Origin of the sequence: Bradyrhizobium sp. 63_E2_N1_3, from assembly GCF_052076005.1 — a bacterium.
GTDB lineage: Bacteria > Pseudomonadota > Alphaproteobacteria > Rhizobiales > Xanthobacteraceae > Bradyrhizobium > Bradyrhizobium barranii.
Genome location: NZ_CP197235.1, coordinates 8,035,625 through 8,049,666 on the forward strand (window position 1 = coordinate 8,035,625; position 14,042 = coordinate 8,049,666).

Consider the following 14,042-nt stretch of genomic DNA (forward strand, 5'->3'; position numbering starts at 1 on the left):
ACCCTGCCCCTTCTGCTTTCCAATTCAACCGGCGGCCAAAACCCACTACGGTGGCGCGCCGATTCGATTGCGCGAGGATTCATCGATGCGTGCGCTTCTGGTTTGTTCGACAGCCCTTTTGGCGGCCCTGCTTGCCGTCTCGCCCGATGTCGCATCGGCCCAGATGAAGCTGTCGCCGAAGGCCGCGGCGCCGGGCGGGACGGAGACCCGCTATTTCACCTCGATCGACGGCCTGATGGACGGCAATGCCGACGTGATCCTGAAGGAGACGCGGCAGGGCAAGACGGTGACGGCGGCCGTGCTCGACGTCTGCTATCCCGTCGCAAAGAATTCCGACCGCAAGGACCGCTTCGTCGTCAATCTCCAGGTCGCGGGCCAGAACCTGACGGGCACGACGCAGAGCCTCGGCGAGAAGGCGCCCGTCACCGTCAAGCTGCTGCGCAAACAGTCCGGCGACACGTTCGAGTTCCGCGGCCAGATCGCGATCGGCCAGGCCGTGACCGAGGTCACCTCGCCCGACAATTCCGATCTCAGCGAGAAGGAATTTCAGGACAACCAGACCTCCGACGACGGCATCACGCCGCAGCCGAAGGATTTCACCGACGTCTCTCCGGAAGCGATCGCGGTCAAGGTCAAGCTGGATGCGGCGACCGAGTTCCTGAAGAGCCTGAAGGGCCAGGACGTCGAGGTGACGCTGGCGAGCCTGACCGTCGGCTGCGACGCGCTGCGTGCCGGCGAGCAGACCATCAACATGTCGGTCGATCCGGAACGCGCCGGCGCGCTGCTGGCGAAGTTCAAGGCGATGCCCGGCGTCACCGCGGCGGGCTGGACCGCGGGCATGACCGAGATGGACCGCACCATCCGCTTTCCCGCAGCCGACTGGCGCGACGGCGACAAGATCAGCCGTGACAAGCTCGCCTCAGCCGTCGCCGGCGTGATGAGCCGGACGCTTGCGGCAAAGCAGGTCTCGCACAGCTTCAACCCGGCCACCGGCAAGCTCAAGCTCGTCTTCAAGCGACCGAACCAGGATTTTCCGGCACTCGAGCTCACCGACACGATCGAGGTTGCAGGCCTCATCTCGCCCGACAAGCCCGGCACGACCGACAAACTGATGCTTTGGATCGGCAGCCCCTCGACCACGACCGCCGATGAGAGCAGCGGCGCCAAGCTCAATCTCTCGGACGACGCTTCGGCCGACGAGGAAGGCGATCAGCCCGACGACAACGGCTCGATCGAGGCCCTCGCGAAAGAGCTGAAAGGCCAGCGCTGGGACGCCGACAAGTCGGTGTGGAAGTAGGCTCTCGTGCCCCGGACGCAGCGCAGCACGTCAGTGATGCGCTGCTGAGCCGGGGCCCAGAGGCCGCAAGCGAAGTCGCCGATCGAGTCTGGGTCCCGGCTCTGCGCAGCAGCGTTGCACGCTGCAGCGCGTCCGGGACACGAGACCTAATTCCCCGTCGTGCGAAAGCGCAGCGGCTTGGGACCGATCAGTGTCAGTACGTCGCCCTGACGCTTCCAGGTCTCGACGCTGCTGAGCGACGCGACGAGTTCGTCGTCGGCCTGCGCCCTGGCCGGCGGACAGGAACGGTCCTGGATCTGGCCGGGGACGAAGATCACCGTGTTGCCGGCGACCGAGAACTGGCCCTTGCCGCCCTTGCACCAGAGCTCCAGCACGACTTCGCCATTGTCGCCGATCTCGATGTTCGGAATCCGCTTCGATCCCGGCTGCGGCAGGGCCTCCAGCGTCATCTCGGTACCGAACGGAAAACCGTCCTCTGCACGCGCCAGCGTGGACATCGCGAGCATTGCAACCGCCAAACACGCCATCTGCTTTAGCGAAACCATGAGACCTCTCGACCGACCTGATTTGCGGCACCTTCTATAAGACGGCGGCGCCGTTGAGAAGGTTCGCGGAGGCTAAAGCGCGATGAGATTGGGACGAATCGTCATCGTGCTTCAGCTTGTTGTTTGAGCATGATTTTTTCGGAAAACCGCTTCGCACTTTTCCGGATCATGCTTTAGATGCAAAAATCCCCGCAAGGCGGCGAAGCCCTGCGGGGATTTGCGTTGAAGCGTGGCGTGGTCTGCTACTTCAGCACCATCGCCGTGAACGGCCAGACATAGGCCTGCAACGTCACGAACAGGCCGACCAGAGAGGCCAGCACGATCGAGTGCCAGAACACGAAGCGCAGGATCGTGCCCTCATGGCCGTACCAGTTGGTGGCAGTGGAGGCGACGACGATCGATTGCGCGTCGATCATCTTGCCCATCACGCCGCCGGACGAGTTGGCCGCGGCCATCAGGATCGGCGACAGGCCGAGTTGCTCGGACGTGATCTTTTGGAGATTGCCGAACAGCACGTTGGAAGCGGTGTCCGACCCCGTCAGCGCCACGCCGAGCCAGCCCAGCAGCGTGCCGAAGAAGGGATAGAGCACGCCGGTTGCGGCAAAGGCGAGGCCGAGCGTTGCGTCGACGCCGGAGAGCCGCGTCAGCGTGCCGATTGCGAGCATCGCCGAGATCGTGATCAGCGAGATCGCGCAGAGCCGTATGGTGCGGCCGTATTGGATCAGCAGCCTGCCGGGACCGACGCCCATCAGGAAGCCTGAGATGATTGCGGCGATCAACATGCCCGTGCCGGTGAACGAGAGATAGGTGAAGCCGAACACCGCGCTCTCTTTGGTCGGCCCTGGCGCGACCGGCGGCATCTTGTTGATCATCTGATGCAGCTCGGGAACGGGATAGTTCCAGGTGAAGATCGAGTTCGCCCAGGTCTTGAAGCCGCCGTTGCCCCAGACCAGCATCACGATGCAGACGATGATCCATGGCAGCAGCGCGCTGAAGAGCTCGCTCTGCGTCAGCGGCGTCTTATCGAGCGGCTTGGCCGCGGCCATCGTGGCGGCCGATTCATCGCGGCCGCGCAGCGCCGGCGACAGCCAGAGCTGCCTCGGTTGCCAGACCTTCAGGAACAGGATCAGCGCGCCCATAGAGATCAGCGACGCCCCGATGTCGACAATCCAGGGATTGATGAAGTTCGAGATCACGAATTGCGGGACCGCAAACGACACACCGGTGACGAGGATCGCCGGCCAGACATCCTTCATGCCCTTCCAACCTGCGAAGGCCCACACCACCCAGAACGGCACGATCAGAGAGAAGATCGGCAACTGCCGTCCGACCATCGCGCCGAGGATGTAGGGATCAAGCCCGGTGACCGAGGCAAGACCCTGGATCGGCGTGCCCAGCGCGCCAAAAGCGACCGGCGCGGTATTGGCGATCAGCGACAGGCCGGAGGCCGCGAGCGGCGAGAAGCCGAGCCCGATCAGCACGGCGCCCGTGATGGCGACCGGCGTGCCGAAGCCCGAGGCTCCCTCGAAGAACGCGCCGAAGGAGAACGCGATCAGCAGCAATTGCAGCCGCCGGTCCTCGGTGACGCCGCCGACCGCGCGCTTGAGCAGCTCGAAGCGCCCGGTGGTCACCGTCACCTGGTAGAGGAAGATGACGTTGAGAACGATCCAGCCGATCGGGAAGAAGCCGGTCACGATGCCGAGGATCGAGGCGCGGATCGACATGTTCGCCGGCATGGTGAACACGAAGATCGTGATCAGGTTGGCCACGATCACGGCGATGATTGCAGCAATATGGGCCTGGACGCGACCGCTCGCGATCAGGATCAGCAGCGTGACGACGGGTATTGCCGCTGCGATCGTCGACAGCACCGGACTGTGCAGCGGGTCATAGACTTGATTCCACATGGTCTTCCTCCCCCACGCCTGTTGCGGCAGGCGGCCCGCGTGGACAGCCGAGCCTGCTTGACGCTGGAAGCGATAACCCCCGAGCTGGACGCGAATTCCTCGCGAGTGCGGCGGTTCCCGTCCGCTCACAAGCCCGCGAAGTCCCGGAGGCCCCCACCCCGCGCCGTTGTACCCATGCTAGGGTTGCAAGCTGCGACAAGCCAACGCAAATTGCTGAACTTGCGACTTTAGTCTAAGCGCTTTCTGCCGTTGCCACAGCCATTTGGCCTATGGGCGTTGTGCACATCCCCTCAGGAGACAGAGCTCTGTGAAGAACATCAGCGCCACGCTCGCGATCGTCTGGCGAATCGCCGCCCCCTATTTCCGATCGGAGGACAAGTGGGTCGGCCGCGGCCTGCTCGCCGCCGTGATCGCGATCGAGCTGGCGCTGGTCGCGATCGACGTGCTGGTGAACCAGTGGCAGAACCGGTTCTACAGCGCGCTCCAGAACAGCGACTGGGACGCCTTCGTCACGCAGATCTGGATCTTCATCGGCCTCGCCTTCACGGCGATCGCGCTGGCGGTCTACAAGCTGTACCTGAACCAGTGGCTCCAGATCCGCTGGCGGCAGTGGCTCACCCAACACTATCTCCGCGAATGGCTCGACGGCTCGACGCATTACCGCATGCAGCTCAAGGGCGATGCGGCCGACAACCCGGACCAGCGCATCACCGACGACGTCAAGAACTTCGTCGAGCAGACCCTGACGATCGGACTGGGCCTGCTCTCGTCGATCGTGACGCTGTTCTCCTTCGTGATCATCCTCTGGGGCCTGTCCAACGCCGCGCCGCTGCACCTGTTCGGCACCGATCTCATGATCCCCGGCTACCTGTGCTGGGGCGCGCTGATCTACGCGATCTTCGGCACCGCGTTGACGCACTGGATCGGCGCCCCGCTGGTCAATCTCAATTTCGAGCAGCAGCGCTATGAGGCCGACTTCCGCTTCAACCTCGTCCGCGTCCGCGAGAATTCCGAGCAGATCGCGCTGCTCAAGGGCGAGGGTGCCGAACGCGGCGGTCTCTTCCGTCGCTTTGGCTTCGTGATCGGCAATTGGTACGCCATCATGAGCCGGACCAAGCGCCTCACTGCGTTCACGGCGAGCTATCAGCAGGCTGCCGTGATCTTTCCCTACGTGCTGGTGGCGCCAGCCTTCTTCGCCAAGAAGATCCAGCTCGGCGACATGATGCAGACGGCATCGGCCTTCTCGAGCGTCCAGGGTGCGCTGTCGTTCTTCGTGGTGGCCTACCGGGCGCTGGCGGAATGGCGCGCGATCGTCGCCCGTCTCGACGGCTTCGAGATGTCGGTGGCCTCGGCCGCACACCCGCCGACGCATGAGCCGACCATCGGCCTTGCACCATCTGGCAGCACGACGGCGATCGCGCTCAAGCAGCTGCTCGTGAAGCTACCGAACGGTGCGCCTCTGGTCGCAGCCGATGCCTTCACGATCCAACCGGCGGAGCGGGTCTTGGTGACCGGGCCGTCGGGCTCCGGCAAGTCGACGCTTTTCCGGGCCATCGCCGGCGTCTGGCCGTTCGGCACCGGCACCATCGCCATACCCGGGAAATCGAAGCTGATGATGCTACCGCAGCGCCCCTACTTCCCGATCGGCCCGCTAGGCGACGCGGTCATCTACCCGGCAGAACATGGCGCCGTCGCATCGGAGAAAATCCGGGACGCACTCATTGCGGTCGGCATGCCGAAGCTGGCCGAGCGACTCGACGAGGACGGTCATTGGAACAGGACGCTCTCGCTCGGCGAGCAGCAGCGCCTGGGGCTCGCGCGCGCCCTGCTGCACGTGCCGGATTATCTGTTCCTCGACGAGGCCACGGCGTCGCTGGACGAACCATCGGAAGCCCGGCTGTACCGGCTGCTGGCGGAGAAGCTGCCGCAGGCCACCATCGTCTCGATCGGCCACCGCTCGACGCTCGACGCCTTCCACACCCGCAAGGTGGCGTTGGTGAAGGACGGCGAGATCCACGTTCTCGGCAAGGACGGCGAGCCGGCCCAGGCGGAGCCGACCGTGGCGAGCTGAGGCGGCACAACCAAGCCTGAGGCTAGCCTCGACAGGACCTTCGTTGCAGCCATCCTTACGAGACGCCCGCCTCCGGCGGGCTCCTCAGGATGAGGTCTGTCTCGCGGCAAGATCCTAGACCCTCATGGTGGGGAGCGCCGCCCTTACGGCGCGTCTCGAACCAATGCAGGCCGAGCGCTCTCACAGACGACCCTACGCCCAAAGCAAAAGGGCGGCAGATTGCTCTGCCGCCCTCGTTAGGTCGTCTCGGGAAGAAACTTACTTCAGGTTGGTCATCGCCGTCAGGTCGACCGAGAGCTTGGCAACGCCGGCCGCGCTGCACCAGTTGGAGCCGAACGCCGTGCCCGCGTTCGCGCCGCCATTGATCGGCGTCACAAAACCGGGGCTGGAGTTGGTGGCCGAGAAGTCGCTGGTGAAGGCGTTGCAGTTACCCTTCGAGAGGTCGGTGTCGTAGTAGCGCAGATCGAGCGTGAACACCTTGTAGGTGAAGCCGACGCCGACGTTCCAGGTGTTGTAGCTCGGCTCCTTGATGCCGTTGGAGTACAGCGGGTCGCCGGCAATGCCGTAGAAGATGTCGGACGTGCCGAGCCACTGACGGCCGAATTCACCCGACACATACATGCCGACGCCACTGGCACCGAACGTGGTGCTCGGCGCGGTCCACTTGGCGGTGATCGAGGCGTAGTTGCCCCAGGCGCCGAGGTTCAGGAAGTTCGGCGAATAGTACTCGTTGAAGCCAACGACCCACTGATCGTTGATATTGAGATTCAGCTTGGCATAGACTTCGTAGAAGCTTGCGTCCTTCTTGGCGAAGTTGCCGTTGATCGGCAGGCCGATCGCGCCCTGCGAATTGTCGAGGCCGGTGCCGCAATTGCCCTGGGCGAGGGTGCCCTGCGAACCGAAGCAGCTTCCGCCCGGATAGAGGTAGCCCCAGATACCGAAGTCGAAGGCGAACATGCCGAAGGTCGGGCGGATACCGCCGTAGATGTCGACTTCAGCCGCGGCGCGGTTCGGGAACGAGATGCTCTCCGCGGACGCACCGACGTAGAGCTGGAGGTCCTTGTTGACGTTGTAGCGCGGCTCGAAATAGGCGGCGACCGACGGATTGTGGTTCGACTGAGTAACGCCGCGGAAGATGTAATCGCTCATGATGCCGGCGCCGAAGGCGACATCCCAGGGGTCAAAGGCGGGCGGCGGCGGGGCCTTCAGAGCCTTGACCGGCATGTCTGCCGCGAAAGCCGAACCCGTCACCATTGCCAGCGCCGTTGCCAACAAAGCCACTTTTTTCATTTCAATCCCCATCACCAGTTCACCCAGTCGGTTTCCCGGAAGCCCCCCGGGCCGTACGACCTGACTGCAAAATTTCGTTACCGCGACAATCTGGCTGGGAGGATGCGAACCGTGAAGCAAAAATCACGAGCATCTGCCGACTTTTTAGGCGTTCTGACACTTCTACAAAAGGTTGTCCGCCTGTGTTGCTTCTTGATCACATTATTTGCATTCCAAAGTGCACAGAGCCGCCCGGATTAGTACGGGAGCCGCCGGTGCAGTGGTGCCTGTGCCACGAATCGGACTGACGTGAGAAACGACAACCAGACCGCGACCATTGCGACGATACAAAAAGGCCGCAGCGTCACCGCTGCGGCCTTACTGTTGTCGGTCGTTGTCGTCGGGATGGACCCAGCCTTTGCCCTCACCTTGGACCTGACTTTGGGCCTATCCTTGGACCCTACCTCGGGGCCTAACCTTGCCCCTCAGCCGGCGTCGGCTCCGCAGAAGACGAAGGCATCGCCCAGCTTGTCTCGGCGGCGGGCTCCGGAGCCGGAGCCGCCACCGGCGCTGAGGGCTTCGGCGCAGGAGCTGCCTTCGCCTTCTTCGGTGCCGCTTTCTTTGCGGCCTTCTTCGGTGCAGCCGGCTTGGCAGCCTTCTTGGCCGACTTCTTCGCAGCCTTCTTGGCGGCCTTCTTCGGGGCGGCCTTCCTGGCAGATTTCTTCGCAGACTTCTTGGCAGACTTTTTCGCGGACTTCTTGGCTGCCCTCTTCGCGGTCTTCTTCGCCGCTACAGCCTTCTTGGCCTTTTTGGCCTTCTTGCTTTTTTTCTTCTTCGCTTTCGCCATCGTGGTCCTCCTGTTGCCGCCGAACAATGGTCGATCGGGCGTCTTCAGCCGTCACCTCCGGACGAAGGCTAGCTCGAGGCATTCAATGCCGGCCGCGACCCGCCCGTAGCCCAATCGAGAAGCTCAATCGTGTGTACGACCGGAACTGACGTGCCACTGGCAATCTGCACCATGCAGCCGATATTGCCCGCGGCAATCATGTCCGGCTTGACGCTTGCGATGTTGGCGACCTTGCGGTCGCGCAACCGGCCCGCAAGCTCGGGCTGGAGAATGTTGTAGGTCCCCGCCGAGCCGCAACACAAATGGCTCTCCGGCACATCTTTCACCACGAATCCATTCTTGGAAAGCAATTCTTTCGGAAGGCCCGTGATTTTCTGGCCGTGCTGCAACGAACACGCGGAGTGATAGGCGACGACGATGTTGTCCTGTCGCGTAGTGGTCACGAGCTCGAGGCCGGCGACGAATTCGGTGATGTCCTTGGCGAGCGTGGACACCTGCGCCGCATCGGCGGCAAACGCCGTGTCCTCGCGCAGGAGATAGCCGTAGTCCTTGATCACCGTGCCGCAGCCGGAGGCCGTCACCAGGATGGCGTCGAGCCCCTCGCCGGCCGCTTCCTTTCGCCACGCCGCGACGTTGGCGCGGGCCCGCGCCAACGCATCCTGGTCGTTGCCCAGATGATGGGTCAGCGCGCCGCAGCACTGCTCGTCCCGGACCAGGACAACCTCAATGCCGTGGCGGGTGAGGAGGCTGATGGCGGCCTGGTTGATGCGCGGCGCCAGCACCTGCTGGGCACAGCCCTGCAGCAGCGCGACCCGGCCGCGCTTCTTGCCGAGTGCCGCGAATACGCTGCCGGGGAGCGGGCCCGGCGACGGCAGACGGTTCGGCGCCAGCGCCAGCATCGCCTTGAGGCGCTGGATCAGGCCGGGCGTCGCCGACGGCCGCGGCGTCGGCAGGAATACGGCAAGCGGACGGGCGAGCCGCGCCAGCCACATGCTGGTGCGGAAGAGCTGCGGATTCGGCAGGACAAAGGCCAGCACCTGGCGCAACAGCCGCTCGGTCAGCGGCCGCTGGTAGCGCTGCTCGATCCTGACCCGGGCCTGGTCGACGAGATGCATGTAGTTCACCCCTGAGGGACAGGTCGTCATGCAGGACAGACACGACAGGCAGCGGTCGACATGCTTGACCACCTCGGCCGTCGGGGTCTGGTCCTTCTCCAGCATCTCCTTGATCAGGTAGATGCGGCCGCGCGGGCTATCGAGCTCGTCGCCGAGCAGCACATAGGTCGGACAGGTTGCAGTGCAGAAGCCGCAATGGACGCAGGCGCGCAGGATCTTGTCGGCTTCCGCGATGTCGGGGTCGGCGAGCTGCGCCAGTGAGAATTCGGTCTTCATGCCGCAGCGCCCCGCGTCAGCCGCCCCCGGTTGAGAATGGTTTTCGGATCGAAACTGGCGCGGACCCGATCGCTCAGCGCGGCGACGCCGGGCGCCTGCGGATGGAATACGTCCACACCGCGCCTGACGTCCTCGGCCGCCCGGATCAACGTGGCGTGCCCGCCGACCGCATCCGCGCGCTGGCGCACGGCCGGGGCATGCGCGTCGGCCTTCGGCGGCAGCGCGGCCCAGATCAGGCCGCCGCCCCAATCGTAGATGATGTCGCCGCCGGTCTCGCGCGCCAGCTGGGTCCCGAGCGCCGCGCCGGAAGCCGGCGGACAGACGATCCGCCACACCGGCCAGGCCCCAACTGCACCGCCGGCCGCGAACGGCAGGACGTCGCGGATCGTGGCCCACAATGCGGCGGAGGCCACATCCTCGACCAGCGTCGCGGTTCCGAACGGCGCCAGCAATTCGCGCAGCGAGCCGGCGCGGTGCGCGGCGGACGCCGTGATGCCCTCGAGCCGCAGCACGGTCAGCGCTTCGCCCTGGCTGGCGATGTCGCCAAGCCCGTCGGTCTTCGCCCGGAACGCCGATTTCGGCAGATGCGCGGCAGCAGAGACGTCGAAGGGCGAGCCGAGCGCCGCGGTCATCGCCTTGTTGGCGGCGGCATCGTCGAGCCCGCGCAGCAGCAGCGTCCGCTCCGCTTCGGGCTTCGGCATCACCTTGAGCGTGACCTCGGTCATCACCGACAGCGTGCCCCAGGACCCCGCCAGCAGCTTGCAGAGGTCGTAGCCGGTGACGTTCTTCACCACCTTGCCGCCGGTCTTGAAGCTGTCGCCGAAACCGGAGACGGCGTGCGCCCCGAGCAGGTGATCGCGCGCCCCGCCCGCCTTGATCCGCCGCGGACCGGCGAGGCCGGCCGCGATCATGCCGCCGATGGTGCCCAACGCGGGCGTGCCGAGCAGCGGCGCCGTATTCATCGGCTCGAAGGCGAATTGCTGGTTCTTGGCATCGATCAGCGACAGCACGTCGGCCAGCGGGGCGCCGGCCTGGAGCGTGACGATCAGCTCGTTGGGTTCGTAGGAGGTGACGGCATTCAGCGCGGAGAGGTCGAGCACGGCGTTGGTCGCCATCGTGTGGCCAATGCTGCGCTTGCTGCCATGACCGATGATCTCGAGCGGCTGCTCGTTGGCAATCGCCGCGCGCACCACCTCTTCGACGTCTTTGGCGTCTCTGACCCTGAGCGTATCCACGGGAAAAGGCGGTAGCGAAATTCGCCGCCAAAATCAAATGCGGCGTGACGCTGGCGATCAGCGCCGGTGCAGTCGGGGATCCTGCACGGGCGACCACGACGCCTCGATCATGATCGAAGCGTTCACGACATCGACACTTCGACCAGCGGCGAACCAAAGCCGGCAGGCCCTCGCTACAAGCTTGCGCCGATCGCGATCGAGGCCAACCGATGGAGACAAGCATGCGATCGACACATCAGCGGCTGGTGCCGCGCGTCCACGAAGCGTTCAGCCGCAGGTCGGTGATCCGGGCCTTCGGAGCCGTCCTGGCGATCTATCTCTCGCCATGGGCGGCGGCGTCATCTCAAGCCCAGCAGCAAGGAGCAAGGACCATGAACCACTATGCCACGCAGAAATCCCTCAGCGACGCCGTCGACGGCGGCGGCCTGCTCGTCGTCGCGCAATGGGAGGCCAAGCCCGGTGAGGCCGACAAGGTCGCCGCGATCCTCGACCGCTTCCTGCCGGAGGCGCAGCGCGAGGACGGCGTCAAGCTGTTCCTGATCTCGCGCGCCAGGGACAATCCGGCCCAGTTCCTGTTCTACGAGCTGTTCCGCGACGAGGCGGCTTTCAAGGCGCATCAGGAGAGCGCACATTTCAAGACCTGGATCGCCGGCGAAGCCCTGCCGCTGCTGGCGAAGCGGGAACGGGCTCAATACGCACTCATGTAAGCACCAGCTCGTACGCCGCGGTTCGATCCGGACCGCGGCATACGACTATATGATCGCGCGCAGCGGCGATCTGCGCAGGATCAGTGCCGAGACGGCCAAGCTGCCGATCGCGGCCAACATGGTCAGCAGGAGCGCCTTCGTGAGTGCGAAGAGCGGCAGTGCGTGCAGAAGCAGGGCAAAGCCGACCAGGATCGGCGGATGGATCAGGTAGACGCCGAAGGCGTTGTCCGAGAGCCATTTGGCGACCGGCCCTTGCTCGTCGAAATAGCGGCGGTAGACGGCCAGCATCAAGAGACCCATGCCGACGCAGACCAGCGCCTCCCACAGGCACTTCCCGGCACTGACGACGTTGAAGCCGCCTGCATAGAGCGCGGTGTCCCCCTGCAGGCCTCCCCCGAACAGCACGAGCGCTGCAAACAGCGGCACAGAGAGCGACAGCGCGAGCAGTCCCCAGCGGATACAGGAGCGCTCGGCAAGCCCAAGCATCCAATTGCCGCGAGAGCCGACGGCGCCGGCCGCGAACATGAGAGCGTATTGCGGGAGATCGCCGGGGTGAACGTTGAGCACGGAGGTATCGGCGTGGATGGCGATGCGAACGCCGAAGGTGAGTGCCGCCATGGCCGCAACGAACAGAACAATCCCCGTGCCGCACAGCGCAACCTTGGGCTCCCGCCATCCGGTCTGGCGGATCAGGCCATAGAGGAGCGAGACCAACAGCAGCACCGCGCAAAACCACATCGGTCCCGTCTCGGAAAGCCATTCGCCGTCCATCAGATGGGTCAGCCATTGATGGCCGAAACCGCCCTTGCCCCAAGTCCATGACAGAAAATACTGCGTCAGTGGGCCGATCATCAACATGTAGAGCAAAGTCGGCAAGCCGAGCCTGATCAGCCGATCACGTGCAAATTTCGAAAGTCCTTTCCGATCGAAGGCGCCGACAGCGAAATAGCCGGCGATGAAGAATAGCGCGGCCATGAAGAAGGCCTGGAGGAAGCTCTGATAGATGCCGAAGAAGAGGGCCGTGCCGAAGCCGGTCTCCCGCCGGTCGACATAGTACCAATTGCCGAACGGACTGTACGTGTCGGCTGCGTGCATGCTCAGCACGAGAATGATCATCGACCAGCGGATGTTGTCGATAAACAACAGGCGCGACTTCGCCAGCGGCCTGCCCGGCGCTTCTTTCGTCACACTGATCCGAACGTCCGCCATGTCGCCGCCATGCCGGGTATCGACCGTCAGAACCGCGGAATGTCCGGAAACGCCACCTTCCCGGCGTGCACATGCATGCGGCCGAGCTCGGCGCAGCGATGCAAGGTCGGAAACACCTTTCCGGGATTGAGCAGGCCCTGCGCGTCAAAAGCGCATTTCAGGCGCTGCTGCTGGTTGAGGTCGATCTCGGTGAACATCTCCGGCATCAGGTCGCGCTTCTCGATGCCGACGCCGTGCTCGCCGGTGAGCACGCCGCCGAACTCGACGCAGGCGCGCAGGATGTCGGCGCCGAAGGCCTCGGCGCGCTCGATCTCGCCGGGCTTGTTGGCATCGTAGAGGATCAGCGGATGCAGATTGCCGTCGCCGGCGTGGAACACGTTGGCGCAGCCGAGCTGGTACTTTTCCGACAGTTCGCGGATGCGGGCGAGCGCCTTCGGCAGCGCGCCGCGCGGGATCGTGCCGTCCATGCAGAGATAATCGGGCGAGATGCGGCCAACGGCCGGAAACGCCGCTTTGCGGCCGGCCCAGAACAAATTGCGCTCGGCCTCGGAGGTCGAGATCTGGCAGGTGGTCGAGCCGCAAGCATTCGCAATGGTCTCGACGCGCGTGATCAGCTCGTCGACCTCGATCTTGGGACCGTCGAGCTCGATGATGAGCAGCGCTTCGACGTCGAGCGGATAGCCGGCATGAACGAAGGCCTCGGCGGCGTGGATCGCCGGCTTGTCCATCATCTCCATGCCGCCGGGAATGATGCCGGCGCCGATGATGCGCGCCACGCATTCGCCGGCCGCCTCAACCTGCGCGAAGCCGACCATCAGCGCCCGCGCCGTCTCCGGCTTTTGCAGGATGCGCACCGTGATCTCGGTGATGACCCCGAGCAGACCTTCCGAGCCGGTGATGACGCCCATCAGGTCGTAGCCGGTGTTCTCCGCCGACTTGCCGCCGATGCGCAGGATCTCGCCGCTCATCAGGACAATCTCGCAACCGAGCACGTTGTTGGTGGTCATGCCGTATTTCAGGCAGTGCACGCCGCCGGAATTCTCCGCGACATTGCCGCCGATCGAGCAGGCGATCTGCGAGGACGGATCGGGGGCGTAGTAGAAGCCGGCATGCGCGACCGCCTGGCTGATGGCGAGATTGGTGACGCCGGGCTCGGTGACGACGACGCGGTTGTCGAAATCGATCTCGCGGATCCGCTTGAACTTGCCGAGCCCGAGCAGCACGCCGTCTTCCAGCGGCAGCGCGCCCCCGGACAGCGAAGTGCCGGAGCCGCGCGGAACCACCTTGATCCCCTGCCCGGCACAATATTTCAGGACGAGCGAGACCTGCTCGGTGGTGTCGGGCAGCACCACGACCATCGGCGGTTGCCGATAGGCCGTCAGCCCGTCGGATTCGTAGGCCCGCATCTCGGAGGCGCTGTCGATCACGCCCTCGCCGGGCACGATTGCGCGCAATGCAGCCACGATCTCAGCGCGGCGCGCCAGCACGGTCTGGTCGCTCGCGGGCATCATGATGGCCATAACATATCCTTCCGACTCGTAGCCCACGATCAAATTATCGCGGC

At 64.6% G+C, this 14,042-nt stretch carries 11 protein-coding genes; 3 read left to right on the forward strand and 8 right to left on the reverse strand.

The features are described from left to right. Window positions 1-85 precede the first annotated feature (85 nt). Entirely contained in the window at window positions 86-1,297 is a 1,212-nt protein-coding gene (locus AB7531_RS38205) for a hypothetical protein (protein ID WP_063985628.1), read from the forward strand. A gap of 146 nt (window positions 1,298-1,443) precedes the next feature. Here AB7531_RS38205 and AB7531_RS38210 read toward each other — a convergent pair whose 3' ends face one another. Further along, window positions 1,444-1,842 (reverse strand): META domain-containing protein, encoded by a 399-nt coding sequence (locus AB7531_RS38210; protein WP_063985629.1) that lies wholly within the window; start codon window positions 1,840-1,842, stop codon window positions 1,444-1,446. 242 nt (window positions 1,843-2,084) lie between these two features. Further along, on the reverse strand, window positions 2,085-3,749 hold the full coding sequence (locus AB7531_RS38215; RefSeq protein WP_063985630.1) for an L-lactate permease: 1,665 nt from the start codon (window positions 3,747-3,749) through the stop codon (window positions 2,085-2,087). A 307-nt stretch (window positions 3,750-4,056) separates the two neighbouring features. Between AB7531_RS38215 and AB7531_RS38220 the strand changes: the two genes are divergently transcribed. Then, window positions 4,057-5,820, forward strand: a complete 1,764-nt coding sequence (locus AB7531_RS38220) for an ABC transporter ATP-binding protein/permease (RefSeq protein ID WP_063985631.1) — start codon at window positions 4,057-4,059, stop codon at window positions 5,818-5,820. Window positions 5,821-6,078: 258 nt separating this feature from the next. Here the strand turns inward: AB7531_RS38220 and AB7531_RS38225 are convergent, their stop codons facing one another. The 4 genes from AB7531_RS38225 to AB7531_RS38240 all read right to left on the reverse strand — a co-directional run bounded on the left by AB7531_RS38225 (window position 6,079) and on the right by AB7531_RS38240 (window position 10,562). Continuing rightward, the gene (locus AB7531_RS38225) at window positions 6,079-7,110 is read right to left on the reverse strand and encodes a TorF family putative porin (protein ID WP_063985632.1); all 1,032 of its coding nucleotides are present in this window, start codon (window positions 7,108-7,110) and stop codon (window positions 6,079-6,081) included. A gap of 451 nt (window positions 7,111-7,561) precedes the next feature. Then, a complete protein-coding gene (locus tag AB7531_RS38230; protein WP_071909499.1) occupies window positions 7,562-7,936 on the reverse strand; it encodes a histone in 375 nt (124 codons plus the stop codon). Window positions 7,937-8,004: 68 nt separating this feature from the next. Next, entirely contained in the window at window positions 8,005-9,327 is a 1,323-nt protein-coding gene (glcF, locus tag AB7531_RS38235) for a glycolate oxidase subunit GlcF (protein ID WP_063985634.1), read from the reverse strand. Then, the gene (locus AB7531_RS38240) at window positions 9,324-10,562 is read right to left on the reverse strand and encodes an FAD-binding protein (RefSeq protein WP_063985635.1); all 1,239 of its coding nucleotides are present in this window, start codon (window positions 10,560-10,562) and stop codon (window positions 9,324-9,326) included. Before AB7531_RS38240 ends, glcF begins: the two co-directional genes overlap by 4 nt. Before the next feature lie 221 nt (window positions 10,563-10,783). Here AB7531_RS38240 and AB7531_RS38245 point away from each other — a divergent pair, with 221 nt between their 5' ends. Beyond that, window positions 10,784-11,269, forward strand: coding sequence for a putative quinol monooxygenase (locus tag AB7531_RS38245; RefSeq protein ID WP_155794877.1), 486 nt, complete (start codon window positions 10,784-10,786; stop codon window positions 11,267-11,269). Window positions 11,270-11,314: 45 nt separating this feature from the next. On the opposite strand, the gene AB7531_RS38250 is transcribed toward AB7531_RS38245, so the two are convergent. Beyond that, window positions 11,315-12,478 carry an acyltransferase family protein gene (locus AB7531_RS38250; protein ID WP_063985636.1) on the reverse strand — a complete coding sequence of 388 codons (1,164 nt, stop codon included), beginning with the start codon at window positions 12,476-12,478 and terminating at the stop codon, window positions 11,315-11,317. Between the two features lie 26 nt (window positions 12,479-12,504). Continuing rightward, window positions 12,505-13,998: an FAD-linked oxidase C-terminal domain-containing protein gene (locus AB7531_RS38255; protein ID WP_063985637.1), complete on the reverse strand. Its 1,494-nt coding sequence runs from the start codon at window positions 13,996-13,998 to the stop codon at window positions 12,505-12,507. Between the last annotated feature and the right edge of the window lie 44 nt (window positions 13,999-14,042).